We start from the raw sequence: 24724 nt of genomic DNA on the forward strand, positions 1-24724 counted from the left end.
ATCAACGCCCTCACCAACGCCGACAGCGAGGTCGGATCCTACGAGTTCACGACGCTCGACGTCAACCCCGGCATGCTACAGTACCGCGGCGCGAACATCCAGATCCTCGACGTCCCGGGGCTGATCGAGGGCGCGGCGGGCGGCCGCGGGGGCGGGAAGGAGGTCCTCTCGGTCGTCCGGACCGCCGACCTCGTCGTGTTCATGCTCTCGGTGTTCGAGATCGAGCAGTACGACCGCCTCCGCGAGGAGCTGTACGCCACCAACATCCGCCTCGACACGGAGCCGCCGAACATCAACATCCGGAAGACCCACAAGGACGGGATCGGAGTGACGATGAGCGACGACGTGAGCCTCGACGAGGGGACCGTCAAGCAGGTGCTCCGCGAGTACGGCTACGTCAACGCCAAGGTGACGATCCCCCACGACCTGACCATCGACGAGCTCATCGACGCGGTGATGGACAACCGGGAGTACCTCCCGTCGATGGTGACGGTGAACAAGGCCGACCTCATCGACAAGAGCTACCTCCCGACCGTCAAATCGGAGCTCCGCGAGCGCGACCTCGACCCCGACGACGTGCTCTTTATCTCCGCCGAGAAGGAGCTCGGGCTCGACGGGCTCAAAGACCGGCTCTGGAAGGAGCTCGGGCTCATCCGGATCTACATGGACAAGCCCGGTCGCGGCGTCGACTACGAGGAGCCCCTGATCCTGTTCGAGGGCGACACGGTCGGCGACGCCTGCCAGAAGATCGGCGGGGAGTTCGAGGAGCGGTTCAAGTTCGCTCGCGTCTCCGGCGAGAGCGCGAAACACGACGACCAACAGGTCGGGAAGAGCCACGAGCTGGCGGACGAGGACGTGCTTCGGATCGTCGCGCGGAAGTGAACGCGCGAACCGGTCGCGCCCGACGCCCGCGGACCACGAGACCGCGACCTACAGGCCGAGTTCGCGCCCGAGCACGACGTGCTGTATCTCGCTGGTCCCCTCGCCGATCTCCATCAGCTTCGCGTCGCGGTAGAAGCGCTGGGGCGCGAAGTCGGTGGTGTAACCGTACCCGCCGAGCGTCTGGACCGCCTCCTCGGCGACCTCGCGGGCGGCCTCGCTGGCGTCGAGCTTCGCCAGCGCCGACTCCCGGGTGACGGACTCGCCGGCGTCGTACCTCGCGGCGGCCTTGTGCGTGAGCAGCCGGGCGCGTTCCGTCTGGCGGTGCATGTGGACGACCTTGTCCCGGATGGCGTCGAACTTCGCGATCGGTTTCCCGAACTGCTCGCGCTCGCCGGCGTACTCCTTCGCGGCCTCGTAGGCGCCCTGCGCGAGCCCGACCGACAGCGCCGCGATGGAGATCCGGCCGCCGTCGAGCGTCTTCATCGTCTGCGTCCAGCCGTCTCCCTCCTCCCCGAGCAGGCGGTCCTCGGGGATCCGCACGTCGCCCAGTTGTATCTCGCAGGTCGGCGAGGAATTAAGTCCCATCTTGTCCCAGACCGTCGTGATCTCGAAGCCGTCGTCGTTCTCCGGGTCGACGATGAACGTCGAGATGCCGTCGTAGCCGGCGCCCGGGTCGGTGACGGCCTTCACCAGCACGCTGTTGGCCACGTTGGCGTTCGTGATGAACTGCTTCGTCCCGTTCAACACGTACTCCCCCGCGTCCGCGTCGAACTCGGCGGTCGTGTCCATGTCGGAGGCGTCGGAGCCGCTCCCGGGCTCCGTGAGCGCCCAGGCGCCGATCTCGCCGCCCTCGGCGAGCGGGCGGAGCCACTCCTCCTTCTGTTCCGGCGTCCCGAACAGCTCGATCGGCTTCGCGCCGAGAGAGGTGTGCGCGGCGTACGAGAGGCCGATCCCGCCGGAGACGCGGCCGATCTCCTCGGTGACGAGGGCGTACATGAGCTGGTCGCCGCCGAGCCCGCCGTACTCCTCGCTCACGGGCACGCCCATCATGTCGAGGTCGTTCAGGTCGGCGAACACCTCGTCGGGGAACCGGTGCTCGTCTTCGATCTCCTGGGCGATCGGCCGGATCTCCTCCTCGCAGAACTCCCGCACCGTGTCGCGTATCATCCGGTGTTCCGCGGGCAGCTCGAAGTCCATAGGCAAGAATTGCGACCCGTCGGCATAAACGATGCGAACGACCGTGATCGATCGCGACCGTCCCTTCGTGTTCGGCCGTCGCCGCTGGAAGACCTAAGTGGGCCGTGACCGAACGTCGGACGAATGACCACCGAGGACGTCGCGGCGATCGTGGAGGAGCTGACGCTCGCTGAGAAGGTCGGGCTGGTTCACGGCGCCACGGACACGGAGGGAACGGCGACGGGGTTCGTCCCCGGCGTCGACCGGCTCGGCGTGCCGCCGGTCAGGCTGACCGACGGCCCGCTCGGCGTTCGGACCGACGAGCCGGCGACCGCGTTCCCCGCGTCGACGGCGCTCGCGGCGACGTTCGACACCGCCCTCGCGGAGCGGTTCGGTCGCGCGCTCGGTCGCGAGGCGACCGCGCGCAACCAAGACGTCCTCCTCGGACCGGGGACCAACCTGATCCGAGTCCCGCACTGCGGCCGCAACTTCGAGTACTTCTCCGAGGATCCGGTCCACTCCGGCGCGTTCGCCGCGAGCGTCGTCGCCGGAATCCAGTCGGCGGACGTCGTCGCGACGCCCAAACACTACGTGGCGAACAGCCAGGAGACCCGCCGCGCCGAGGTCAGCTCCGAGGTGGACGAGCCCGTCCTCCGCGAGCTCTACCTCCCGGCGTTCCGCGACGCCGTCGGGGCCGGCGCCGGGTCGGTGATGTCGTCGTACAACCGCGTCAACGGGACGTACGTCAGCGAGCACGAGCGGCTCCTCACGGAGGTCCTCAAAGGCGAATGGGGGTTCGACGGATACGTCGTCTCCGACTGGTTCGGCACCGAGAGCGTCGTCGAGAGCGTCAACGCCGGGCTCGACCTCCAGATGCCGGGGATCTCGGCCAGCGAGCTACTCGACTCGATGGGGATGTCCCCGGACGAGGAGGGCGACGGGGACGGCGCGAGCGACAGCGACGCCGAAGCGAACGACGAGGGCGACAGCGCCGCCGCCGACGCGGACGACGAGGCCGGTTCGATCCTCGACCCCGACGACGGGTCCGACTTCGTGGACGGGATGCCCGACCCGCGGAGCGGCGGCCGCTACGCGGAGGCGCTCGTCCCCGCCGTCGAGCGCGGCGACGTGCCCGAATCTCGCCTCGACGACATGGTGACGCGCATCCTCGGGTCGCTCGACGCGGTCGGTCACCTCGACGGAGTGACCGAGTCGGAACCGACCGGCGGCGGGTCGAGCGACGACGCCGGCGCGATCGACACCCCGGAACACCGCCGGCTCGCAGTCGAGATCGCGACGCGCGGCACGGTCCTCCTGAAGAACGACGGCGTCCTGCCGCTCGCCGACGACGCCGACGTCGCGGTCATCGGTCCGAACGTCGACGAGGCGGTCCTCGGCGGCGGCGGTTCCTCGGAAGTCACTCCGTTCGCGCAGACGGCTCCGCGCGAGGGGATCGAGGCGCGCTCCGAGGGCGCCGTCTCCGTGGCCCGCGGGCTCCCGCGGGTCGAGGGCGTCTCCCTGTTCGACGCGATGGGCGAGGGCGGGGAGGACACGGCGGACGGAGGCGAGGCCGACACGGCAGACGGCAGCGAGAACGCTGACGAAACGGCGATCGACGACGGACGAGAGCCGGACGTCGAGGGGGCCGTCACCGCCGCCGCGGCCGCCGACGTCGCCGTCGTCTTCGTCCGGGACCGCGCGACCGAGGCCGCGGACCGCGACTCGCTCCGGCTCCCCGAGCGACAGGACAAACTGATCGCGGCCGTCGCCGACGCGAACGACAGGACGGTCGTCGTCGCGAACGCGAGCGGGCCGATCGAGACGCCGTGGCTCGGGGACGTCGCCGCGGTCCTCGCGGGGTGGTACCCCGGACAGGCCCACGGCGAGGCGACGGCGGCGGTCCTTTACGGCGACGCCGACCCCGGGGGGCGGCTTCCGGTGACGTTCGCGCCGGCGGAGGCGTATCCGACGGCCGACGAGCGGCGCTTCCCGGGCGTCGACGGCGAGGCGGCCTACGACGAGGGGCTGCTCGTCGGCTACCGTCACTTCGACGCCGCGGGCGACGAGCCGACCTACCCGTTCGGCCACGGGCTCAGCTACGCGGAGTTCCGCTACGAGGACGTCGAGGCGGTCGGGCCTTCGACGGTTGAGGTGACGGTCGCGAACGTCGCCGACCGCGCAGGCAGGGAGGTCGTGCAGGCGTACGTCGACTCGCCGGACGCGCCCGACGAGCGCGCCCGTCCGCCCCGCGAGCTCGCCGGATTCGCCGCGGTCGAGCTCGGTCCGGGCGAGTCGGCGACGGTCGAGATCGGCCTCGACGAGCGCGCGTTCGGTCGGTACGACGCGTCTCACGGGTGGACGGTCGACGCCGGCCCCCACGTGGTAAGCGTCGGCCGTTCCTCGCGGGACCGCCGCGGCTCCGCGACGATCGAGCGGTGAGCCCGCCCGAGGACGTGATTTAAGCGTCGCCGTCGCGTTCGGTACCGACATGGAGCTCCGCCGGCTCGTGCGCGGTCGCGTGGACTGGCCCGACATCGAGCGGGTCGCCCGAGAGCTGGCGGACCGGTACGACCGCGAGGAGATGCGGGTCCGGTTCCTCGACGCCGACAACTGGCTGTCGACGCCGATGGTCCTCGACGACGACCTGTTCGTGAAGGTGATCACGAAGCAGAACACGCTCGTCCACACGCTGTTCACCACCGGGCGGAACCTCGGCGCCGTCTCCGCCGGCACCGAGGGGTTCTTCGAGCGCTACGAGACCCCCTACGAGATGGCTCGCCACGAGCTGGAGGCGACCCGAGAGGTCAGGGAGCTCGGAGTCAACGCCCCGGAGCCGATCGAGGCGCTGGAGGTCGGCGACCTCGGCGTCCTCGTCCTGGAGTACCTCCCCGAGTTCCGGACGCTCGACGAGCTCGATCGCGAGGCCGTCGCCGGGCTGGCGCCCGAGCTGTTCGCGACGCTCCGGACGATCCACGACGCCGGGCTCGCCCACGGCGACCTCCGGGCGGAGAACGTCCTCGTGCGGGACTGCGACCTGTACGTCATCGACGCGACGAGCGTGAGCGAGGAGGGTCGCGAGTCGGCGCGGTCGTACGACCTCGCGAGCGCGCTCGCCGCGCTGGAACCCCTGATCGGCGCGCCGGACGCGATAGACGCCGCGCTCGAGAGCTACTCGACCGACGAGCTGCTCGCCGCCCGTCAGTTCCTCGACTTCGTCGCGATCCGTCCGGACCACGACTTCGACGCCGCGGAGCTGAAAGGGGAGCTGGAGAAGCGGACGACGTAGGGACGAGGCCGGACGGAGTTTACCCGCCCAGGTACAGCTGCGAGACCTCGTCGTCGCTCAACAGCTCCTCCGGGGTGCCCTCGAACCGGACGGTCCCCTGGTCGAGGACGTAGCCGCGGTCCGAGATGCCGAGCCCCTTCGTCACGTTCTGCTCGACCATGAGGATCGCCGTGTCCATGTCGTTGACCTCCTGGACGTCCTCGAACACGTCGTCTGCGGTGTTCGGCGCGAGCCCCGCGGACGGCTCGTCGATGAGGAGCACGTCGGGCTCCATCACCAAGGCCCGGGCGAACGCGAGCACCTGCCGCTGGCCGCCCGAGAGGGTCCGCGCCTTCGCGTTCCGCTTCTCGTCGATGATCGGGAAGCGGTCGTACAGCGTCGCGATCACCTCGTCGAGCCCGCCGTCGCGGGCGACGCCGCCCATGCGGAGGTTCTCGTCGATCGTCAGCGAGCCGAACACGTTGTCGGTCTGCGGGACGTAGCCGATCCCCTCGCGGACGATCTCCTCGGGCGCCATCCCGCCGATGTCGCGGCCGTGGTACTCGACGCTTCCGACCCACGGGGTCAGCATGCCGAAGGCCGTCTTGAGGACGGTCGACTTCCCGGCCCCGTTCGGACCGACGAGACAGACGATCTCGCCCGGATCGAGCCGGATCGAGCAGTCGTCGAGCACCTGCACTTCGCCGTACCCGCTGTCGACGTTCGACAGCGAGAGCACGGGATCGGTTCCGTCGCGGGCCGCTTCCGCGGGCCCGGTTCCGCCGTGAGCCCCCTCCGCGGGGCCGATGGTGTCGTCGCTCATGCGCCGCCTCCGAGGTACGCGTCGATGACGCGGTCGTCGCCGCGGACCCCGTCCGGCGTCCCCTCGGTGAGGACGTGCCCCTGATCGAGGACGACGATCGGGTCCGCCAGGTCCATCACGAACTCCATGTCGTGTTCGATGAGCAGGAACGTCGTCCCCTGCTCGTTGAGCCTACGGATCTGTGACTTCAGCTTCTTCGCGAGCGTCGGGTTCACCCCCGCCACAGGCTCGTCGAGCAGGAGGACCTCCGGCTCGGCGAGCATCGCGCGTGCGAGCTCGACGAGCTTCATCTGGCCGCCGGAGATGTCGGTCGCGGGCTGCGCCGCGAGGTGGTCGATCTCGAACTCCTCGAGGATCCGCTCCGCGTCGGCGAGGTTCGCCGACTCGCTCTCGCCGACCGAGCCGGGCGAGGCGAACAGCCTGAGAAACGACTCGCCGGGCTGGTTCCGCGGGCCGACCAGCATCGCCTCGCGGACCGTCATCCCCTCCAGCTTGCGCGGGGTCTGGAACGTCCGGATGAGCCCGTGTTCGGCGACCTGGTACGGCTCCATGCCGGTCACGTCGGTCCCGTTCACTTCCACGGTCCCGCCGTCCGGCTCGTAGAAGCCGGAGATGAGGTTGAACAGCGTCGACTTTCCGGCGCCGTTCGGGCCGATGAGCCCGGTGATCGTGCCGCGCTCGACGGCGAACGTCGCGTGGTCGGTCGCCGCGAGCCCGCCGAACGACTTCTGGAGGTCGTCGACCCGGAGGACGGCGTCGTCCTTGGGGAGGGCGCCCTCACTCATCGCCCCCACCTCCCTTGCGCTCCCGGACGCCGCTGTCCGGCGTCTCGGGCGCCCCGCCTCCGTCGACCGCGCTCGGCCAGATCAGCTCGCGCTGCGGCGGCAGGATTCCCTGCGGCCGGTAGCGCATGACGGCGACGATCACGACCCCGATCAGCAGCAGCCGCAGCGGCGCGGGGTCGATCGGGAGCGCCACGTCGTTCAGGAAGCGCGTCCCCTCGCGGATGGTGACGATCACGACCCCGCCGAACAGCGCCCCGCGGTTGGAGCCGCTGCCGCCTAAGATCACGGCGACCCACGCGTAGAACGTCGTGATCGGGTCCAGGTCGCCCGGCCCGACGTACAGGTTCAGGTGCGTGTAGAACACGCCGGCCAGCGCCATGATCAGGCTGCCGAGGACGAACGACTGCATCTTGAACGAGTACGTGTTCTTCCCCAGCGCCCGCGCGAGGTCCTCGTCGGATCGGATCGTGCGGAGCACGCGACCCCACGGCGACCGGTGCGCGCGCCGGAGGACGAGATAGGTCCCCCCCGCGAACGCGAGCACCAACAGGACGTTCAGCAGGGCCTGCCAGAACGAGGCCTCGAGGAAGATGGGCGATCCCGGAACGATCTCGAGGCGGAGCCCCGGCATCGCCTCCGGGAACGTCGAGAGCACGGGCCAGCCCTTGAAGAACCCCGGGATCCCGCGGACTCCCGCACTGCCGTTCGTCAGCCACCGCTCGTTGAGCACGATCAGCCGCATGACCTCCGCGAGCCCGAGCGACGCGATGGCGAGGTAGTCGGCCCGGAGCCGGAGCGTCGGGATCCCGATCAGCAGCGCGAGCGCGAGCGCGACGACGAGCGCGACCGCGAGTCCGACGAGCGGGTTGAACCCGCCCGCGATCGGCGAGCCGCTCGCGGTCATCAGCGCGGAGCCGTACGCGCCGATCCCGAAGAACGCGGCGACGCTGAAGTTGATCAGGCCGGTGAACCCCCACTGGGCGTTCAGCCCGAACGACAGCAGCGCGTACATTCCCGCCAGTCCGACGAGGAACAGGAAGTAGGTCGGCCCGAGAGCGCCCGTGAGCAGCGCGGCGAGCAGGAACAGCAGGAACGCGACGCTGACGCCGAGCACCCACCCCTCCGGGCGGGTCAGCTCCGCGATCGCCCCCTTCGGATCGGTGAGGGCGCTCATGTGGCCGCCTCCCCGGCGATACCGTTCGGCCGGACGAGCAGCACCGCGACCATGATCACGAACGCGATGGCGTTCGCGTACTCGATGCTAATCAGGCTCTCCAGCGCCGCCGCGAGCCACCCCGGCCAGATCGGGAGCGCTTCGACGACGGTGGAGAAGAACGGCGTTAGCTGGTTTATCATGCCGATGAGGAAGCCGCCCGCCATCGCGCCGTAGACTGAGCCGATCCCGCCGAGGATCACCGCGGCGAAGATGACCAGGAGGAGGTTGAACCCCATCCGCGGCGCGAGTTGGTTGAACAGCCCGAGGAACACGCCGCCCGCGCCGGCGAGGCCGGCGCCGATGACCCACGTCCAGAGCTTGACTCGCTTCGTTCGGATCCCGCTGACCCGCGCGAGGTCGGGATTATCGGCCATCGCGCGCATCTTCCGGCCGAGGTCGGTGTACTGGAGCAGCACGTGGAGCCCGACGACGAGCACCACCGCCGAGCCGACGATCGCGACGTCGTGGAGCGTCACCCGGACGCCGTACGGCACCAGCGACTCGATCGGTCGCTGCGCCCGGATGTCGAACCGCGTGAAGTCAGACCCGAACCGGATCTGGATCAGCGCGCGGTAGATGAACGCGATCCCGATCGACGTGATCAGCAGGCCGATCGAGTCGATGTCGAGCGGCTCGTAGATCAGCTTCTCGGTGGCGACCGCCACGACCGCGGCCGCGGCGATCCCGACGACGAGCGCGAAGAAGAAGCCGAACGGGAGCCCGAGCACCGCGCCGCCGAGCCCGCCGACGGCGCCGAACGTCACGAGCGCCGCGTACGCGCCGATGGTCATCGTGTCGCCGTGCGCGAAGTTCGCGAAGTCGGCGATGCTGTACACGAGCGACAGCCCGATGCTCCCGAGGACGATGATGCTGCTGAACACCAGCCCGTTGGCCAGGTATCCGAGGACGGTCATGGGTCGGGATTAGCCTTCGACGAAGTCGATGCCTTCGTACGCGTGGTCTTGGACCTCGAGGACCTGCAGGAAGCCGACCGGGTCCCCGTCCTCGTTGAAGTCGATGGGGCCGCTGACCCCCTGATAGTCGACGTCGTCCGGCCCGCCGCCGTTCGCGAGGATCTCGCTCGCGGCCGCGAACGACGTCACCGTCTCGCCCTCGGGGCCGGAGACGCGCCGGACGGTCTCCTGGAGCGCCGCGCCGGTGAATTCGTCGGCCGCCTGGATCGCGAGCGCGGCGTTGATGACGCAGTCGAAGGCGTACGACGCCCACGACGTCGGCTGTTGGCCGTATTCCGACTCGAAGGCGGACGCGAACTCCTGGTAGTTCTCCTCCTCGATCGGCGCGGAGGGAACGACGATCTTCATGCCGTTCATGCTCCCCTCGGGCGTGTTCTCGAGGACGCTGTCGCCGGAGACGGAGTCGGCGCCGTAGAACTGCGCCTCGTACCCGGAGGAGAACGCCTCGTTGACCATCGTCGCGAACTCGGCCTGATACGTGATGAACAGCCACGCGTCCGCGCCGGAGCCGTTCATCTCCGAGATGACGCTGGAGTACGACTGCTGTTCCTGGTCGTGGGGGTTGTTGTAGACGACGTCGCCGTCGTACGCGTTCACGAACGCGTCGGTGAGGCTCTGCCCGTAATCGTTGTTGACGTAGGTGACCGCGATCTCGTCGTACCCGTCGTCGGCGATGATGTTCGACAGCGCCAGCGACTGGCTGCGACCGGACGGCGACATCCGGAGCAGTCCCGGGAAGTCGGTGAGGCTGAGGCCGGTGGAGTTCTGGCTCAATTGGACGACGTCGGTCCCCTCGACGACGCTCTCGTAGATGGCGAGCGAGACGCCCGAGCCGACCGCGCCGATGAGGAACGGGACGCCGTCCTGGTTGACGAGCTTCTGTGCGGCGGCGATCCCGCCCTGGTTCTCGCTCTCGGAGTCCTCGACGGCCAGCGAGAGCTCTCGCCCGTCGATGCCGACGTCGTTGACGCGGCTCAAGGCCATCTCGGCGCCGCGCTGGTTCCGCTCGCCGAACGCCGACAGCGACCCCGTCAGCGAGTCGACCATCCCGATCTCGTACGGATCCATCGACTCCCCGCCGTCGTCGCCGTCGGAGCCGTCGTCGCCGTCGGAGCCGTCGTCGCCGTCGCTCCCGTCATCGCCGTCGCCTCCGTCGGAGCCGTCGCTCCCGTCCCCGCCGTCGTCGGTCGTGCTCAGACAGCCCGACAGGGCGAGGAGCCCCGCACCGCCGGTCAGTTTCAGCAGTGTACGCCGGTCCGCCACGTCCGTGGTATCTCGTGACATATGTGACCTGATATTTCAGTTGCCATCCGGGTATCTTAACCCCGGCCCGCCCATGGTCGGGCCGGCCGCAGATGTTCCCCTCGGCCGCCGCGCGGTCCGTCACGGCGTTTTATTCGTCTTTAACGACCCCACAACAATTGGTCGGGTGCCCATATATACGGGTAGAGATCCGCTGTCTGCACATGATTCCGCCCATCGCGAGTAACTTTGTCGCCGGGGAGACTCCCGAGGCGTCGCTCGCCCACGTCGAGGGGCTCAACGACCGCGGCGTGGCCGGTATCCTGAACCTGCTCGGGGAACACTACGAGGAGCGACCCCCCGCCGACGCCGACGCCGACGCGTACGTCGACCTCGTCGAGGCGATCGCGGAACGCGACGTCGACGCCTGCGTCTCGGTGAAATCGAGCCAGATCGGGCTCGACGTCGGCGACCGCGTCTTCGAGGAGAACCTCGCGCGCATCGTCGAGGCGGCCAACGCCCCGACGGCGACCGACGGCGACGACGGCTCCGACGGCGACGAGAGCGGCACGTTCGTCTGGATCGATATGGAGGACCACGAGACCACGGACGTGACGCTCGACGCCTTCGAGCGACACGCGGTCGAGACGGACGGCAACGTCGGCGTCTGCGTGCAGGCGAACCTGAAGCGGACTCGGGACGACCTCGAACGGCTCGCCGACCTCCCCGGGAAGGTCCGGCTGGTCAAGGGCGCGTACGACGAACCCGCCGAGCTGTCATATAAAAAGAAGGCCCGCGTCGACGAGTCGTACCGCGACTGCCTCGCGTACATGTTCGAGGCGTTCGACGGCGGCGTCGCCGTCGGGAGCCACGACCCGGCGATGATCGAGTACGCGACGGAGCTGTACGCCGACCACGGGACCCCCTACGAGGTGCAGATGCTGACCGGCGTCCGGGAGTCGGCGCAGTTCGAGCTCGCGGCCGACCCCGACACCGACGCGGAGGTGTACCAGTACATCCCGTACGGCTCCAAGTGGTTCTCCTACTTCTACCGGCGGATCCGGGAACGCAAGTCGAACGCGCTGTTCGCGCTGCGGGCGATCGTCGGGAACTGAGCGGCCCTCAAAAACTGAGCGGCCCTCAAAAACTGAGCGGCCCTCGGGAATCGGGCGAGCGTCTGCCCGAGCTACGGGTCCAACAGCTTCGACTCCGCCTTCCGGAGGTGTTCGAGCAGCGTCGTCTTCGAGACGCTCAGCTCCTCGGCGAGCTCGCGGGTCGACGCCTCGCGGGGCCACTCGTAGTACCCGGCCTCGCGGGCGTGTTCGTACACCTCGCGCTGGGTCGTCGTCAGCGTGTCGAGCCGCTGCTCGCGGGGCGTGCGCCCCGCGTACCCCGACGACGACATCGACTCCACGGTCACTTCGGCGCCGGAGTCCGCCTGCACGGCGTCGAGCGAGTCACGGATGTCGGTGCGCTCGCCGACGAAACACACCTGCCACTCCTCGCGGCCGTCCTCGATCCGGACCGGCGCGCTGTGAACGAAGCCGTGTTCGAGCAGCGTCGGACACACCATGTCGGCCGGGTCGTACTCCAGGAAGAACTCGCGGACGACGTTGCCCGGCGCGTCCCGCGCGCGTCCGAATCGCTCCTTCAGTTCGAGGAGGTTGCCCGCGCGGTCGGAGTCGCGGATCGCGTCGAGCAGTTCCTCGACCTCCTCGTTCGTGTCGGCGAACGCGGTGAACAGGCCGTTCACCGAATTCGGCGCGTCGGCGTCGGTCCGCGGCGAGTTGTAGATGGCGTGCGCGAGGACGCCGCCGTCGGTGCTGCTCGTCGCGTCGATCGCCCAGCAGTTCGGATGCCACAGGTCGAGCGTCAGTCGAGTCCCGGCCCACTCCTCCGCCCCGTTCGCGTCGGTCGTTGCCATTAGTACCGTTTCAATGGTACCGCATCACAAAGGCTCTGCCGACCATGGTCGGGTGGGATATTTGAACGTGGCGGCGGAAACGACCGCCCATGGCGCAACCGTATCAACACTACATCGACGGAGAGTGGGTCTCGGGCGAGGGCTCGGAGACGTTCGAGAGCGAGAACCCGGCGACCGGGGAGTCCCTCGGCGAGTTCCGGCGCGGCGCCCCCGAGGACGTCGACCGCGCGGTCGACGCGGCGGACGAGGCGTTCGACGAGTGGCGCGAGCTGTCCCGGATCCAGCGCGCAGAGTACCTCTGGGACGTGTACCACGAGCTGCGCGAGCGAACCGACGAACTGGGCGAGATCGTCACCAAGGAGTGCGGGAAGGAGATCAGCGAGGGGAAAGCCGACGTGGTCGAGGCCGCGCACATGGTCGAGTGGGCCGCGGGCGACGCCCGCCACCCGTCGGGCGACATCGTCCCCTCGGAGATCCCGTCGAAGGACGCGTACATGCGGCGGAAACCCCGCGGCGTCACCGGCTGTATCACCCCGTGGAACTTCCCCGTCGCCATCCCCTACTGGCACATGGCCATCGCGCTGGTGGAGGGGAACACCGTCGTCTTCAAGCCGGCCGAGCAGACCCCGTGGTGCGCGCAGATCATCGCGGAGATGTTCGACGACGCCGGGATCCCCGACGGCGTGTTCAACATGGTACAGGGGTTCGGCGACGCCGGCAACGCGATCGTCGAGAACGACGACGTCGAGACGGTCATCTTCACCGGCTCCGCCGAGGTCGGCCACCTGATCCAGGACAAGCTCGGCGGCGTCGCCGGCAAGCGCGCCGCCTGCGAGATGGGCGGCAAGAACGCGATCGTGGTCACGGAGGAGGCGGACCTCGACGTCGCGGTCCACTCCGCGGTGATGTCCTCGTTCAAGACCACCGGCCAGCGCTGCGTCTCCTCCGAGCGCCTGATCGTCCACACCGACGTGTACGACGAGTTCAAAGAGCGGTTCGTCGAGGTCGCCGAGAGCGTCGCCGTCGGCGACCCGCTCCAGGAGGACACGTTCATGGGGCCGCTCATCGAGGCGGAGCACCACGAGAAGGTCGCCGAGTACAACCAGCTCGCCCGCGATGAGGGCGTGAACGTCCTCGTCGACCGCACCGACCTCGACGCCGACGAGATCCCCGACGGCCACGAGGAGGGCCACTGGATCGGGCCGTTCGTCTACGAGGCCGACCCCGACGAAGACCTCCGGTGTACCCACGAGGAGGTGTTCGGACCGCACGTCGCCCTCCTCGAGTACGACGGCGACATAGAGCGCGCGGTCGAGATCCAAAACGACACCGAGTACGGGCTCGCCGGCGCGATCGTCTCCGAGGACTACCGGCAGATCAACTACTACCGCGACCGCGCCGAGATCGGGCTGGCGTACGGGAACCTCCCCTGTATCGGCGCCGAGGTCCAGCTCCCCTTCGGCGGCGTCAAGAAGTCCGGCAACGGCTACCCCTCCGCCCGAGAGGCCATCGAGGCGGTCACCGACCGCACCGCGTGGACCCTGAACAACTCGAAGGAGATCGAGATGGCGCAGGGGCTCTCGGCCGACATCAAGACGAAGGACGACTGAGACCGGTCACCGCCGCGCCGCATCCGTTTTATTCATTTTATCAGTTATTCGACCGCGTCCAGCGCCGCGGCGACGGCCTCGCTCGGACCGTCGGCGTCGGCGAGCGCGCCGCGAGCGACCAGCCGCTCACGGGGGCGGCCGACCGGCTGCGGGACCGACTCCGTCGCGAGCAGTCCCGCCTCCCGGAGTTCCCGTTTGATCCGCGTGAACGTCGCCGAGCTCCCGAGGCCGGCCTCCTCGCAGGCGCGACGCAGGTCGCGGTCGAGCGCGCCGTGGCGGACGCCGACGACGTACGCGCGACGCCGCGCGTCGGCCAGGTCCGGCTCGTCGGGTTCGATCGCGGCGTCCGCGGCGCCCGCGACGCCGTCGCCCTCGACGGCTCCGGGGTCGATCGCCCGGACCACGTCGTCCGCGACGGCGACGCCGCAGCGCTCCCGGACCGACTCGTGCATCCGCCGGCGGCTCGGCGTTCGCAGGCGGCGCTCCTCGGCCGATTCGACGAGCGGAACGTAGCGTTCCCGGAGCGCCGGATCGTCGCCCACGCGACACCACCTCGCCGGCGAGTCGGCGCTCGCATCGACGCCGTCTCGGTCTCCGCCGGCGACGAGCACGGACCCCGTTTCCCGACCGACGAGCGCCGCGTTCGGCTGCGGCTCCGTCAGCGTCAGGAGCTCCACCGCGCCCGTCTCCGCGAGCGCCGCGAGCCTGCTCGCGGGTCGGAATCCCTCGGTGACGGCGTCGACCGCGCGGTCGCTCGCGAGAACGGCGAGCGCCGGGAGCGACGAGGAGAGCGCGTCCGACCGGTCGGGGCGGTCTCCCGTTGCGGCGGGAGCCTCCGTCGCGGCCGGTGAATCACCACCCGACGCCTCGGCTCGCAGCGTCTGGACGGACGGCTCGACGACCTCCGGCGCCGCCGCGCGGTACGCCTCGACGACCGCCGTCAACAGCGACGGAGTCGGGTCCACGAGCACCGGATCGACGAACCCGCCGATCGGTTCGGGTCCGTCAGCGAACGGCAGGATCGGCTCGGTGGACACACCCGCACCTACGCCGCGGACGAATTAAGAATGGCGGCGGATGCCCGCTCTCGGCACCGCCGGCCGGGAGGTATCGGTCCGTTCGGCCCGCGTTCGGCCCCGTCCGATCGTCCGCGTCTCAGAGAACGTCAACGCGGGTGACGTGACCGCCGCAGCCGCACCGTTCGACGTACTCCGGGTCGACGTCGCCGCGCTCCTCGCGGAGCGCGTCGTAGAGGAACTCCTCGGGGTGGCCGAGGTCGCCGTGAGTGACCAGGTTGACGTGGTTTCCGGCGGTCGTGTGGTCGATCGCCGCGAGCGCGTCGCGGACCGCGAGCTCCGGGGCCCCGGCGTACTTCGGCGTCTCCAGGTTCGCCGACCAGGAGTTGTCGTGGACTCGGTCGGTGATCGGTTCGGCGGTCTCGTCGTGGTCGTGGTCGTCGGTGGATGCGGTCATGGGTGTGTCGTCGGTGGTCGTCAGGGGTCGGTAGTCGTCAGGGGTCGGTGGTCGTCAGGGATCGAGAGTAGCTGTCTGGGGCCGTCGGTAGTTGTCTGGGGCCGTCGGCGATTGTCCGGGGCGACGGACGGTGCGGCCGCGGTCCCGGCCGAGCCGGTCTACGGATCGACGGCCGCGACCTCCGTCTCCTCGTCGACGGGGTGACTGGGCAGGTCGTCGACGAACTCCCGGACCACCGTCCGCTCGACGCGCTGGAGCGTCTCGCTACAGGTCGACTTCGCGATGCCGACGTGCTCCGCGACCTCCGTCAGGGTGGCTCGGCGCGGCACGTCGTAGTAGCCGAGGTCGACGGCCGCGAGCAGTAGTTCCCGCTGTCGGTCCGTCAACAGGCGAGCGGGGTTGACGCGTTGCCGCACGCGCTCGACCTCGAACTCCAGACCGAGGTCGCTCAGCCGCCGGCCCATCTCTGCGACGCGCTCGTGTTCGCCGGTGACCTCGACCTCCGCCACGCCGTCCTCGATGTCCAGCGGCATCTCGATCGGGAGCCCGGAGCGCTTCGCGGCCAGCAACAGCAGCGGGGCGTCGGTCTCGATCCGGACGGTCGCGACGCCGTCCTCGCGGGCCATCACCGACACCGAGGCCAGCGCGTCGTGGGACTCCATCGCCGACAGGACCGCGTCGACGTCGCGGGCGCTGACTCTGACCAAGGCGAAGCCGGCGCTCTCGCCGGGGACCGCGGTGAGCACGCGGAACCCCGCGTCGGGGAACTCGCGCGAGACGTCGGCTATCCACGGTCCGTCGGGCAGGTCGACGAGGAGGCGTGCTTGGGGCATGGGTGGGTGGTCGGTCGTCGGTCGGTCGCGGTCGTCGGCCGGGTCGTCGGTCAGTCGCGGCCGTCGGCCGGGGTCGTCGCTCGGTCGCAGTCGCCGGTCGGAATCGTCGCTCGGTCGCCGCGGCGTTACTCCACGTACACCGCGCCCTTCATTCCGACCGCCTCGTGGGGGGTACAGACGTAGGTGTGCACGCCGGACTCCTCGAAGGTGTGCTCGAACGTGTGGCCCGCCTCGCCGACGGTCTCGCTCTCGAAGTTACCGTCGGAGCCGGCGACGTTATGCTGTCCGCCCTCGCCAGTCCACTCCCAGGTGACGGTCGTCCCGGACGATACCGCGACCGCCGCCGGGCCGAACGCCAGTCCGTCGCCGGCGCCGACGTCGACGGCCACTGAGTCGGCGTCCGTCATGTCGGCCGTCCGCTCGTAGTTGGTGGCGTCGTCGAGGAAGCCGCCGTAGTCCGGCTCCTCGGAGAGGTACTGCTGGTCGCCGCTGCCGCCGTCGCTGCCGTCACTTCCGTCGCTACCGTCGCTGCCGTCACTTCCGTCGCTGCCGCCGCTACCGCCGCTGCCGCCGTCGCCGCCGTCGCCGCTACCGCCGCAGCCGGCGAGCGCGGTGGTCACACCGAGCGCCGCAGTCGTTCGAACGAACGTTCGCCGGTCGAGTGTGCGTCGGGTCATGCGCTTCGGCGTAGGGTAGTAGGGGGAATACCTTCGGCGGGAATTCCCGTGCCGCGGCGTCGGGAGGCGAACTATTCGGGCCGAAGTATAAAAGGGGTCGAGGGAGGTGCGAGCGTCTCCCCCCGTTCAGGCGGGCTCTATCGTGACGTGCCACTCGTCGTCGGCGACCCGTTCGGTCTCGTGTTCGAAGCCGCGGTCCGCCAGCACGTCGTACAGCGGGGCCGGTTCGAACTCGTTCACGAGCCGCAACCGCTCGTCCGGCCCGAGCTCGTCGAGCGCGTCGCTGATGACCGGAAACGGCGGATCGTCGCGCTCGCGGACGTCGAGCACCGATTCGGCGTCGTTCATATCCGATCGCACGCGGCGGTCCGACATGCACGTTCGCGGGAACATGTTCGACCGACGCGGCCCGCGGCGGCGCGTCTCGCTCGACTCCGCGACGGAAACCGCCAGCGGCGTTCAGAAGGGGGTCGTCGGACCGCCCGCGCCGTCGTCGTCCGTAGCGCCCGTTCGATCGACGCCTGCCGGGTCGGCGTCGGCCCGGTCGTCGTCACTCGCCCCGCCGTCACCGACCTCGCCGTCGCCGGACTCGAGCCGTTCGAGCCGGTCGTTGACCGCCTCGCTCCCGTTGAGCGAGGGGTCGACGCGCACCCGGACCAGATCGTAGCCGTGGTCCGCGACGGCGTCGAACGCGCGGAAGGCGCCCACCGCCAGCGGCTCCGCCTGCGGACAGAACGCCGTCGTCGGCGTGAACTCGGCGCGGAGCGTCGTCGGGTCGTCGGCCTCCTCGGCGTAGCGGAATCCGGCGTCCGGATGCCGCGGGTCGAGGTTGAGCCGAGCGAGGTTGTAGCCGAACGTGGCGTCGTACACGCCGTGTTCCTCGAAGGCGTCCCTGGCGTGTCGGTGGACGACGACGTGGTCCTCCCCCGCGAGGACGTCGTGGTCCGCGAGGAAGGCGCCCGGCTTCGGGACGTGCTCCGACACGAACTCGTTCTCGTCGTCGAACTCGGGCTCGGAGCCGCCGAGGAAGCTCATCGGCCGGCCCCCGCGGCGCTCTGAGTGTCCGTCGTCGTCTCCCCGTCCGTCGTCGCTCCGCCGTCTGTCGCCGCTCCGCCGTCTGTCGCCGCCTCGCCGTCTGTCGCCGCCTCGCCGTCTGTCGCCGCCTCGCCGTTCGCGACCCAAATCGCCGTGACGACGCCGTCGTCCGTCTCGACCGCGTCGTGCGCGTAGCCGCGGTCGTCGAGCTTCGGGAACAGGAACTGCGGAACTCGGTCGTTGCGCTGGACGAGAACGGTCTCGGCCGGCAGGTCGGCGAGCAGTTCGAGCGTCCGCCGAAGCGGCTCCGGCGGGCCGAGGTCGGCGACGCCGAGCGTCTCGACCGGCCGGTCCGTCGGCGCGTCGGTCTCCTCGAGGGCCGCTGTCTCCCGTGACATGGACCTGAGTTCGTTCTCCGCGCGCCCGTCGTTTACCCCGAACCTGTTCGGGGGCCGTCGTTCGTCGATGGGCGGCCGGACCCCCGAACGCGTTCGGGGACGTGACCACGGACGCGCGGACCGTACGCGGGGACATGCGAGGCGTCCCCGGCGATCTCACGACCTCGACGCGCCCGCCGACCACGATTCCCCTCCGACACTTCCTCGTCGCGCTGGCGTTCCTCGCCGCCGGGGGAGCGCTCGCGCTCACGCGAGTCGTCGGGATCGAGGGAGCCGGAGCGGGCCTCGGCCGAATCGCCGCGGCCCACCTGCTGCTCGTCGGGTGGGTGTGTCTCACGGTCCTCGGCGCGATGACCCAGTTCGTCCCGGTCTGGTCGGGGGTCGAGCTCCACTCGGACCGGCTGGCGACGCTCCAGCTCGTCGCCGTCGCGGTCGGCGTGAGCGGGTTCGCCGGCGGGCTGTGGATCGGCCGGCCGGCCGACGCGGCGCTGTTCGCCGGGCTCATCCTCCTCGGATTCGCCGCGTTCGTTTATAACCTCGCGAGGACCCTGTGGCGCGCCCGTCCCCTCGACGTCACGGAGGGGCACTTCGCGCTCGCGCTCGGCTTCCTCGCGCTCGCGGCGGTCCTCGGGGGGAGCCTCGCGGCCGACTACCGCTGGGGCGTGCTCGCCCCGCTCGGCCTCTCGCGGACCGCGGTCGTCGACGCGCACGTCACGCTCGCCGTCCTCGGCGTCGTCCTCACGACCGTCTTCGGCGCCCTGTACCAGCTCGGCCCGATGTTCACCCAGATCGACGCGCTCCCGGTCGAGGACCGGCTCGCGCGCGTCGAGACCGCGGCGTACCCGGCCGGCGTGACCCTGCTCGCCGCCGGGCGGCTGTTCGCGGTCGCTCCCCTCGCGACCGCCGGCGGGTTGCTCGCCGCGGGCGGCGCGGCGGTCGACGGGGGGATACTCCTCCGGCGGCTCCGCGACGCGACGGCGACGGCGACGCCGATGCTCTCGCGATACGCCGTCGTCGCCGTCGCGACGCTCGCGTGGAGCGCGACCGCGGCCGCGACGTGGACCGTCGACCCCCTCGGGCCCGCCGTCCGGTTCGGGCACCCCGCGGTCGGTCCCGTCCTGCTCGGCGCGCTCGTCGGCTTCGTCGTCGTCGGGAGCCTCTACCACGTCGTCCCCTTCATCGTCTGGCTCGACCGATACGCCGACCGCGTCGGGCTGGAACGGGTCCCCGCCATCGACGACCTCTACCACGCCCGCGTCGCCGCGGTCGACCTCGCCGCGACCGTCCTCGGCGCCGGCCTCCTGCTCGCGGCCGCGGTCTCGCCCGCCGTCGCGTCGCTCGGGGCGGTCGGCGGGTCCGCCGAGGGCATCGTCCGACCCCTCGGCGGCGCGCTCGTCGTCGCCGGCGCGCTGCTGTTCGCCGGCAACATGGTCGCGACCGTCGTCCGGCACGGCGGGACCGCGATATTCGGCGGAGTCGGATCGGCGGCGACGACGCCCTCGGAGGCGACAGACGCCGACGACCGATGATCGGGCCGGGAGTGGATCGATGACCGCGCCGGGAGCCGGCCGGTTCGCCCGCGAGCCGCCGGCCCGCGGCCGCGGTCCGGAAGATACTTCATTGATACGACAATATCTCCGGCATGGAACGCCGTGCCCTCCTCTCAGCACTCGGAGTCGGAGTCTCGTGCCTCGCCGGCTGTACCGACGGGATACGGGGAGCCGACGAGTCGGGATCGAACGGGCAGTCGGAGCTCCCGGAGGAGTACCCCGACGGTGCGGGACCGGACGGTATCGACTTCACGACGCTCGAGTCGGACGACGAGACGCCGTTGCACGCGCCGAGGGACCACTGGGACTCGTACGCGATCGTCTTCGACGAGCCGCCCGACCGTCGCCGCGTCGAAGGCGACTACTACGTGAACTCGTCCACCGGAGAGGTGATCTCCGAGCTGTGGTACGGCGCGAAGGACTACCGAAACGGCGACGCGTACGCGTACGTCCAGCCCGCCGACGGACTGCCGGACCACCAGCCGCGCGACGAGTGGGAGTCGGACCCGCAGTTCACGTATCACGACGCGACCGACGCGTACTACCGGTACGACCCGCAGTACGGTCAGATCGCTCCCACGAACATCGGCCGACACACGGAGATGGTCGAGCCGTACGGCTGGGAGGCGGTCGGCACGGCGACGCACCACGGCGTCCCCGTCGTCGCGTACCGGCTCTCGGACGCGGAGCCCGAGGACTCGCGGGCCACCCCGGCCGTCGAGGGCTCCCTCGAGCTCGGCGTCGAGGACGGGATCATCTACGCGTTCGACCTCGCGCTCGACGCCGAGGGCGAACCCCGGTACACCTACGCCGTCCGTCCGGAGCCGTTCCCGGACCACGAGTGGGTCGAGACGGCCCGGAGGATCAGCGGTTCGGCCGACGGCGCCAACGACAGCGCGTGACCGACGGCGCTAACGACAGCGCGTGACCGACGCCGCCGACGGCAGCGCGTGACCGACGCGGCCTGGAACTTAGTCACGTAGCGGCGGCTCGACGGGACGGATGGGTTCAAAAGACACGCGGGGCGTTTTATATCCGCTTCGAGCGGAGCGCCACCGCGGCGACGCCCGTCGCGACCGCGACCCACCCGAGCAGGACGGCCACGAGCACGCCGACCGAGAGACCGCTGCCGTCGAGCGCGGCCGCGAGCCCCGCGCCGCCGGCGTCGGTCGGGGCGAGCGCGAGCAGCCGGTACGTCGAGACCGGGTTCGCGGCCACCGCGACGGCGACGAACCGCCCCGCGCCGTCGAGCGCGGCCAGCACGCCGAGCGCGAGCAGGTCGTGGACCAGGGCGAACCACGCCCAGACGAGCAGGGCGCCCGCGAGCGCGACCGTCGAGGTCGGCGCGACCGCGGAGATCGCCACCCCCAGCCCGAGGAGCGCGACGGCGACGGCGACCGTCGCGAACAGGAACCACGCGAACGTCGGCCAGCCGGCGAGCCCGAACTCCCGCAAGAGGAGCAGTCCGGGGACGCCGAAGCCGACGACGACCGACGCCGAGAGCACCGCGGCCCGCCCGGCGTACACGCCGATCGCGGTTTCGACCCGCGAAACGGGCAGCGTCAACACGACCCCGAGGCGCCCGCGCTCCGCCGCGCCGACGATCGCGCCGTGACCGAACGCCAGCGCGGCCAGCGGGACGAGGTACGTCGCCAGTTCGACGTAGCTCGCGACGACCGGCTCGTAGCCGGTCGGCGCCACGCTCGACCCGCTGAACGTCGCCAGCAGGAGCCCGAACGCGGCGAACACGACCGTCAGCGCGACGGCCCACCCCCGGCGGGCGGTCAGCCGGGTCTCGCGGCGAGCGATCCGGAGGACGATCCCGGGACGCGGGAGGGGAACGGAGATCCCCTCGGCGTCGGTCGCGGTCTCGTCCGCGGTCTCCGTCTCCCTCTCCGTCGCCTCCGCGGAAGCGTCCGTCCGCGAGGCGGCGGTCGAGCCGTCGACGACGACGCCGCCGTCCGGGGCCGGGTCCGAGTCAGACGCCGTGTCGGCGTCGGGCGCCTCGCCGTCCTCGGGCGCGGCTCCGCGCCCGCGCTCAGGCATCTCGACCACCCCCGGTGAGAGAGACGAAGGCGCCTTCGAGCCCGGCCTCGTGGTCGGCGGCGAGCCCGTCGGGCGTTCCCTCCGCGACCAGCCGCCCGTCGTCGAGGACGCCGACGCGGTCGCAGACGCGCTCGGCCTCCCGCAGCGCGTGGGTCGCCATGAGCAGTGTCACACCCGTCTCGTCACGCACGCGGGTCAGGACCTCGCGGAGCGCGGCGACGCCGTTCGGGTCGAGCCCCGCGGTCGGCTCGTCGAGCAGGAGCACCGCCGGATTCGCGAGGAGCGCGGCCGCCAGCCCGAGCCGGCGGCGCATCCCCTTCGAGTAGCCGTCGATGGGGCGGTCGATCGCCTCGGCGAGCCCGACCGTCGCGGCCGCGCCGGCGATGCGCTCGGCGGCGTCCTCCGGGCCCGACCCGACTCCGCGGACGTCGGCGTGGAAGCGCAGGGTCTCGCGCCCCGTCTCGCCCGGCGGAAAGCCGGGCTCCTCGGGTAAGATTCCGATCGCCTCGCGGATCCGCCACCCGATCTCGCCGACCTCGCGGCCGCCGACCGAGACGGTCCCGGCGTCGGGGCGCTCGTGGCCGGCGATCAGCCCGAACAGCGTGGACTTGCCGGCGCCGTTGGTTCCCACGAGGCCGTACGCGTCGCCCGATTCGACCGTGAGGTCGAGCCCGGCGAGGGCCTCGACGTCGCCGTACCGCTTGTGAACGTGCTTAATATCGATGCGCATGGTTACTGGTGCCGCTGGTGGTGGTCGTCTCCCGGGTCCGAGTCGTACTCGACGGTCGCGTCGACGGCCGCCGCGTACGGGCGATACGGCTCGACGTCGTGGACGGGGTCGGCGAGCGGGCGGTGGTCGACGACCCCGGCGGTCTCGACCGCGGGGAACCGGCTCTCGACCAGCCGGATCGCGTCGAACGCCGGGCCGTCCGCGAAGACCGCTGCGGCGGGGTGCTCCTGCACGAGCCGCTGGGCCGCGCCGGCCGGCCGATGCCGCGTGTCGCTTATCCCGTCGCCGTCGGCGTCGGCGACGCGGGCGTCCGACCAGTAGTTGCCCCGGTCGGAGCCGTTCCAGGCGACGAGGTCGCGGGTCGTCGTCAACACCGGCTCCTCGTTCTCGACGAACCCGTTGCCGGCGACGGTCGTCTCCGAGGTCCCGGCGGAGTGGTGGACCCCGACCCCGTTGGCGTACAGGAGGTTCCCCCGGACCTCGTTGTGCTGGGCGTTGTAGAGGAAGATCCCGTCGTCGTTGGCGACGAGGCGGTTGTCGCGGACGACGCTGCGGTCGATCTCCTTGAGCAGGATCCCGTGGCCGCTCTGCCCGCGGTTCGCAACCGCGGTGTTGTTCACGACCTCGATGGAGTCGCTGACCATCAGCGCGTACCCCACGTCGTTCTCGAAGGCGACGTTGTCCGCGATCCGGTTGTCGTCTGAGTACATGTAGTGGACGCCGTAGCGCAGGTCCCACAGCGTGTTCCCGGTCGCCTCGACGTCGGAGGCCCACGAGTAGTAGATCCCGTCGCGCACGTCGGTGATCTCGGTGTCGCGGATCTCGCTCCCCTCGGTCTCCCAGAGGTTGATCCCGTTGCCGCGGTTCGCGAACCGCGGCGCCTCGGTGCCCTCGATCCGCGAGTCGGCGACCGTCACCTCGTCCGCGCCGTTCACCCAGACGCCGAAGGCGGCGTCGGTGAGGTAGAGCTCCGAGAGCGTCGCCCCGGAGGCGTTCCCGGCGACGTACACCCCGGCGTCTTGCGACTCGAGGTCCTCGCCGGTGTCGTGGATCCAGACGCCCTCGATCGCGGCGTTCGGCGCCTCCAACACGACGACGCTGTCCTCGCCGCCCCCGTCGACCAGGGCTCCATGAGTCTCGCTCGCCCGGACCGTCACGTTCGGCTCGTCGACGACGACCGGCTCCGTCGGCTCGAAGACGCCGGAGAGCTCGACCGCGTCTCCGGGCTCCGCGGCGTCGACCGCGGCGGTCAGGCTCTCGTACGTCCCGGCGGTCGCGTTCTCGCCGTCGGTCGCGTTCCCTCCGCCGTCGCTCACGACCGTCGCGGTCCCCGCCGCCGTCGGCCGCGCCGGGTCGTACGTCGGCGGGTCGACGACGAGCCCGTCGGTGCCGTTGGCCGCCTCGGCCCCGCTCGCGTCGCCGGACACGGCGCCGCCCCCCGCCGCCGCGGTGACGCCGCCGAGGACGGCCGCGAGCACGACGGCGGCGGCCACGAAGACCGCGCGCGCCGAGACGAGGCCGGCGACCGACGGGCGTCGGGTCATCAGTTCACCTCCGCGCCGGGCTCGTCGGTGGTCGCAGGCGGCTCGTCGCTCGACCGGTCTCGGTCGGGGCCGTCGCCGTCGCTCCCGCCCCCGAGGCGGTCGCGGAGCCGCTCCGCGGCCTCGCCGACGGTGACCTGCGAGTCGCGGAGCAGGTACGCCGCGACCAGCAGGAGGAACCCCAGTCCCGTCATGTACCCCCCGGGACCGAACCACGCCACCCCGCTGATGTTGGCGATCTCGTAGCCGCCCAACAGCGGCGGGGTGAACTCCGCGACGCCGACGACCGGCGCGTCCTCCCCGAGCGCGTGGCCCGCCTGGTACAGGCGGTACTGGACGATCGCGAACGTGCCGACGAACGCCACGGTCGCCCCGACGAGCTGGCCGAGGAGGCCGTAGCGGAGCTTGCGCTCGGTCGGCGCGACCGCCACGAAGACCCCCGCGGCCGCCACCGCGAGGAACAGGACCGGCCCGAGGATCCACTCCGGCGCGGCGATCGCGTCCGGGTGGACCGCGTAGTTCGGGTCGACGAACACCGGGTCCG

24 protein-coding genes and 1 pseudogene are annotated in these 24724 nt (G+C 70.8%); 7 read left to right on the plus strand and 18 right to left on the minus strand.

The features are described 5' to 3' along the window. On the plus strand, positions 1-882 hold an 882-nt coding region (locus tag DJ81_RS01480; protein WP_094588093.1), incomplete at its 5' end, for a GTP-binding protein. 48 nt (positions 883-930) lie between these two features. On the opposite strand, the gene DJ81_RS01485 is transcribed toward DJ81_RS01480, so the two are convergent. Then, positions 931-2079, minus strand: coding sequence for an acyl-CoA dehydrogenase family protein (locus DJ81_RS01485; RefSeq protein ID WP_094588095.1), 1149 nt, complete (start codon positions 2077-2079; stop codon positions 931-933). Between the two features lie 123 nt (positions 2080-2202). Here DJ81_RS01485 and DJ81_RS01490 point away from each other — a divergent pair, with 123 nt between their 5' ends. Together DJ81_RS01490 and DJ81_RS01495 are read left to right on the plus strand one after the other, a co-directional pair. Beyond that, complete coding sequence (locus tag DJ81_RS01490; RefSeq protein ID WP_094588097.1) at positions 2203-4497, plus strand: beta-glucosidase; 2295 nt, start codon at positions 2203-2205, stop codon at positions 4495-4497. A gap of 49 nt (positions 4498-4546) precedes the next feature. Continuing rightward, the gene (locus DJ81_RS01495; RefSeq protein ID WP_094527750.1) at positions 4547-5344 is read left to right on the plus strand and encodes an RIO1 family regulatory kinase/ATPase; all 798 of its coding nucleotides are present in this window, start codon (positions 4547-4549) and stop codon (positions 5342-5344) included. A gap of 19 nt (positions 5345-5363) precedes the next feature. On the opposite strand, the gene DJ81_RS01500 is transcribed toward DJ81_RS01495, so the two are convergent. Genes DJ81_RS01500 through DJ81_RS01520 form a run of 5 tightly spaced genes read right to left on the minus strand, consistent with a single transcriptional unit; the run spans position 5364 to position 10405 of the window. Continuing rightward, positions 5364-6146, minus strand: a complete 783-nt coding sequence (locus DJ81_RS01500) for an ABC transporter ATP-binding protein (protein ID WP_198948050.1) — start codon at positions 6144-6146, stop codon at positions 5364-5366. After that, on the minus strand, positions 6143-6931 hold the full coding sequence (locus DJ81_RS01505) for an ABC transporter ATP-binding protein (RefSeq protein WP_094524044.1): 789 nt from the start codon (positions 6929-6931) through the stop codon (positions 6143-6145). Before DJ81_RS01505 ends, DJ81_RS01500 begins: the two co-directional genes overlap by 4 nt. Continuing rightward, positions 6924-8105, minus strand: a complete 1182-nt coding sequence (locus DJ81_RS01510) for a branched-chain amino acid ABC transporter permease (RefSeq protein ID WP_094588099.1) — start codon at positions 8103-8105, stop codon at positions 6924-6926. The genes DJ81_RS01505 and DJ81_RS01510 overlap by 8 nt, the downstream gene beginning before the upstream one ends. Beyond that, entirely contained in the window at positions 8102-9061 is a 960-nt protein-coding gene (locus tag DJ81_RS01515) for a branched-chain amino acid ABC transporter permease (protein ID WP_094524042.1), read from the minus strand. Before DJ81_RS01515 ends, DJ81_RS01510 begins: the two co-directional genes overlap by 4 nt. Positions 9062-9070: 9 nt before the next feature. Continuing rightward, positions 9071-10405: an ABC transporter substrate-binding protein gene (locus DJ81_RS01520; protein ID WP_094527751.1), complete on the minus strand. Its 1335-nt coding sequence runs from the start codon at positions 10403-10405 to the stop codon at positions 9071-9073. Between the two features lie 182 nt (positions 10406-10587). Here DJ81_RS01520 and DJ81_RS01525 point away from each other — a divergent pair, with 182 nt between their 5' ends. After that, entirely contained in the window at positions 10588-11478 is an 891-nt protein-coding gene (locus tag DJ81_RS01525; RefSeq protein ID WP_094527752.1) for a proline dehydrogenase family protein, read from the plus strand. Between the two features lie 71 nt (positions 11479-11549). Here DJ81_RS01525 and DJ81_RS01530 read toward each other — a convergent pair whose 3' ends face one another. Next, the gene (locus tag DJ81_RS01530) at positions 11550-12287 is read right to left on the minus strand and encodes a helix-turn-helix domain-containing protein (protein WP_094588101.1); all 738 of its coding nucleotides are present in this window, start codon (positions 12285-12287) and stop codon (positions 11550-11552) included. Between the two features lie 89 nt (positions 12288-12376). Here DJ81_RS01530 and DJ81_RS01535 point away from each other — a divergent pair, with 89 nt between their 5' ends. After that, on the plus strand, positions 12377-13897 hold the full coding sequence (locus DJ81_RS01535; RefSeq protein WP_094524038.1) for an aldehyde dehydrogenase family protein: 1521 nt from the start codon (positions 12377-12379) through the stop codon (positions 13895-13897). A gap of 44 nt (positions 13898-13941) precedes the next feature. Here DJ81_RS01535 and DJ81_RS01540 read toward each other — a convergent pair whose 3' ends face one another. The 7 genes from DJ81_RS01540 to DJ81_RS01570 all read right to left on the minus strand — a co-directional run bounded on the left by DJ81_RS01540 (position 13942) and on the right by DJ81_RS01570 (position 18313). After that, positions 13942-14934, minus strand: coding sequence for a DUF5821 family protein (locus DJ81_RS01540; RefSeq protein ID WP_094588103.1), 993 nt, complete (start codon positions 14932-14934; stop codon positions 13942-13944). Between the two features lie 118 nt (positions 14935-15052). Then, the gene (locus DJ81_RS01545; protein WP_094588105.1) at positions 15053-15370 is read right to left on the minus strand and encodes a CGCGG family rSAM-modified RiPP protein; all 318 of its coding nucleotides are present in this window, start codon (positions 15368-15370) and stop codon (positions 15053-15055) included. A gap of 158 nt (positions 15371-15528) precedes the next feature. After that, on the minus strand, positions 15529-16203 hold the full coding sequence (locus DJ81_RS01550; protein WP_094524035.1) for a helix-turn-helix domain-containing protein: 675 nt from the start codon (positions 16201-16203) through the stop codon (positions 15529-15531). 125 nt (positions 16204-16328) lie between these two features. Then, positions 16329-16880, minus strand: a complete 552-nt coding sequence (locus tag DJ81_RS01555; protein ID WP_094588107.1) for a halocyanin domain-containing protein — start codon at positions 16878-16880, stop codon at positions 16329-16331. Positions 16881-17006: 126 nt separating this feature from the next. Further along, on the minus strand, positions 17007-17228 hold the full coding sequence (locus DJ81_RS01560; protein WP_094588109.1) for a DUF2249 domain-containing protein: 222 nt from the start codon (positions 17226-17228) through the stop codon (positions 17007-17009). Between the two features lie 111 nt (positions 17229-17339). After that, a complete protein-coding gene (locus tag DJ81_RS01565; protein WP_249269047.1) occupies positions 17340-17915 on the minus strand; it encodes a hypothetical protein in 576 nt (191 codons plus the stop codon). Continuing rightward, on the minus strand, positions 17912-18313 hold the full coding sequence (locus DJ81_RS01570; RefSeq protein WP_094588111.1) for a DUF2249 domain-containing protein: 402 nt from the start codon (positions 18311-18313) through the stop codon (positions 17912-17914). Before DJ81_RS01570 ends, DJ81_RS01565 begins: the two co-directional genes overlap by 4 nt. 101 nt (positions 18314-18414) lie before the next feature. Between DJ81_RS01570 and DJ81_RS01575 the strand changes: the two genes are divergently transcribed. Further along, entirely contained in the window at positions 18415-19842 is a 1428-nt protein-coding gene (locus DJ81_RS01575; protein WP_212589813.1) for a hypothetical protein, read from the plus strand. 113 nt (positions 19843-19955) lie between these two features. Beyond that, positions 19956-20765 (plus strand): hypothetical protein, encoded by an 810-nt coding sequence (locus DJ81_RS01580; protein ID WP_094588113.1) that lies wholly within the window; start codon positions 19956-19958, stop codon positions 20763-20765. Between the two features lie 127 nt (positions 20766-20892). On the opposite strand, the gene DJ81_RS01585 is transcribed toward DJ81_RS01580, so the two are convergent. The 4 genes and pseudogenes from DJ81_RS01585 to DJ81_RS01600 form a co-directional block, all read right to left on the minus strand. Continuing rightward, on the minus strand, positions 20893-21909 hold the full coding sequence (locus DJ81_RS01585; protein WP_094527761.1) for an ABC transporter permease subunit: 1017 nt from the start codon (positions 21907-21909) through the stop codon (positions 20893-20895). Then, the gene (locus DJ81_RS01590) at positions 21902-22639 is read right to left on the minus strand and encodes an ABC transporter ATP-binding protein (protein ID WP_094588115.1); all 738 of its coding nucleotides are present in this window, start codon (positions 22637-22639) and stop codon (positions 21902-21904) included. The genes DJ81_RS01585 and DJ81_RS01590 overlap by 8 nt, the downstream gene beginning before the upstream one ends. A 2-nt stretch (positions 22640-22641) precedes the next feature. Continuing rightward, the gene (nosD, locus tag DJ81_RS01595) at positions 22642-24183 is read right to left on the minus strand and encodes a nitrous oxide reductase family maturation protein NosD (RefSeq protein WP_094588117.1); all 1542 of its coding nucleotides are present in this window, start codon (positions 24181-24183) and stop codon (positions 22642-22644) included. Then, positions 24183-24724, minus strand: a pseudogene (locus DJ81_RS01600) (hypothetical protein); the annotation flags it as partial. The pseudogene DJ81_RS01600 and the gene nosD, both read right to left, overlap by 1 nt.

It is taken from the genome of Halorubrum sp. Hd13 (assembly GCF_002252755.1).
In the GTDB taxonomy this organism is placed as follows: domain Archaea; phylum Halobacteriota; class Halobacteria; order Halobacteriales; family Haloferacaceae; genus Halorubrum.

Coding starts and splice junctions, on each gene's coding strand:
- DJ81_RS01485 (WP_094588095.1), bottom strand. CDS start 2,079: ATGGACTTCGAGCTGCCCGCGGAACACCGGATGATACGCGACACGGTG.
- DJ81_RS01490 (WP_094588097.1), top strand. CDS start 2,203: ATGACCACCGAGGACGTCGCGGCGATCGTGGAGGAGCTGACGCTCGCT.
- DJ81_RS01495 (WP_094527750.1), top strand. CDS start 4,547: ATGGAGCTCCGCCGGCTCGTGCGCGGTCGCGTGGACTGGCCCGACATC.
- DJ81_RS01500 (WP_198948050.1), bottom strand. CDS start 6,146: ATGAGCGACGACACCATCGGCCCCGCGGAGGGGGCTCACGGCGGAACC.
- DJ81_RS01505 (WP_094524044.1), bottom strand. CDS start 6,931: ATGAGTGAGGGCGCCCTCCCCAAGGACGACGCCGTCCTCCGGGTCGAC.
- DJ81_RS01510 (WP_094588099.1), bottom strand. CDS start 8,105: ATGAGCGCCCTCACCGATCCGAAGGGGGCGATCGCGGAGCTGACCCGC.
- DJ81_RS01515 (WP_094524042.1), bottom strand. CDS start 9,061: ATGACCGTCCTCGGATACCTGGCCAACGGGCTGGTGTTCAGCAGCATC.
- DJ81_RS01520 (WP_094527751.1), bottom strand. CDS start 10,405: ATGTCACGAGATACCACGGACGTGGCGGACCGGCGTACACTGCTGAAA.
- DJ81_RS01525 (WP_094527752.1), top strand. CDS start 10,588: ATGATTCCGCCCATCGCGAGTAACTTTGTCGCCGGGGAGACTCCCGAG.
- DJ81_RS01530 (WP_094588101.1), bottom strand. CDS start 12,287: ATGGCAACGACCGACGCGAACGGGGCGGAGGAGTGGGCCGGGACTCGA.
- DJ81_RS01535 (WP_094524038.1), top strand. CDS start 12,377: ATGGCGCAACCGTATCAACACTACATCGACGGAGAGTGGGTCTCGGGC.
- DJ81_RS01545 (WP_094588105.1), bottom strand. CDS start 15,370: ATGACCGCATCCACCGACGACCACGACCACGACGAGACCGCCGAACCG.
- DJ81_RS01550 (WP_094524035.1), bottom strand. CDS start 16,203: ATGCCCCAAGCACGCCTCCTCGTCGACCTGCCCGACGGACCGTGGATA.
- DJ81_RS01555 (WP_094588107.1), bottom strand. CDS start 16,880: ATGACCCGACGCACACTCGACCGGCGAACGTTCGTTCGAACGACTGCG.
- DJ81_RS01560 (WP_094588109.1), bottom strand. CDS start 17,228: ATGAACGACGCCGAATCGGTGCTCGACGTCCGCGAGCGCGACGATCCG.
- DJ81_RS01565 (WP_249269047.1), bottom strand. CDS start 17,915: ATGAGCTTCCTCGGCGGCTCCGAGCCCGAGTTCGACGACGAGAACGAG.
- DJ81_RS01570 (WP_094588111.1), bottom strand. CDS start 18,313: ATGTCACGGGAGACAGCGGCCCTCGAGGAGACCGACGCGCCGACGGAC.
- DJ81_RS01580 (WP_094588113.1), top strand. CDS start 19,956: ATGGAACGCCGTGCCCTCCTCTCAGCACTCGGAGTCGGAGTCTCGTGC.
- DJ81_RS01585 (WP_094527761.1), bottom strand. CDS start 21,909: ATGCCTGAGCGCGGGCGCGGAGCCGCGCCCGAGGACGGCGAGGCGCCC.
- DJ81_RS01590 (WP_094588115.1), bottom strand. CDS start 22,639: ATGCGCATCGATATTAAGCACGTTCACAAGCGGTACGGCGACGTCGAG.
- nosD (WP_094588117.1), bottom strand. CDS start 24,183: ATGACCCGACGCCCGTCGGTCGCCGGCCTCGTCTCGGCGCGCGCGGTC.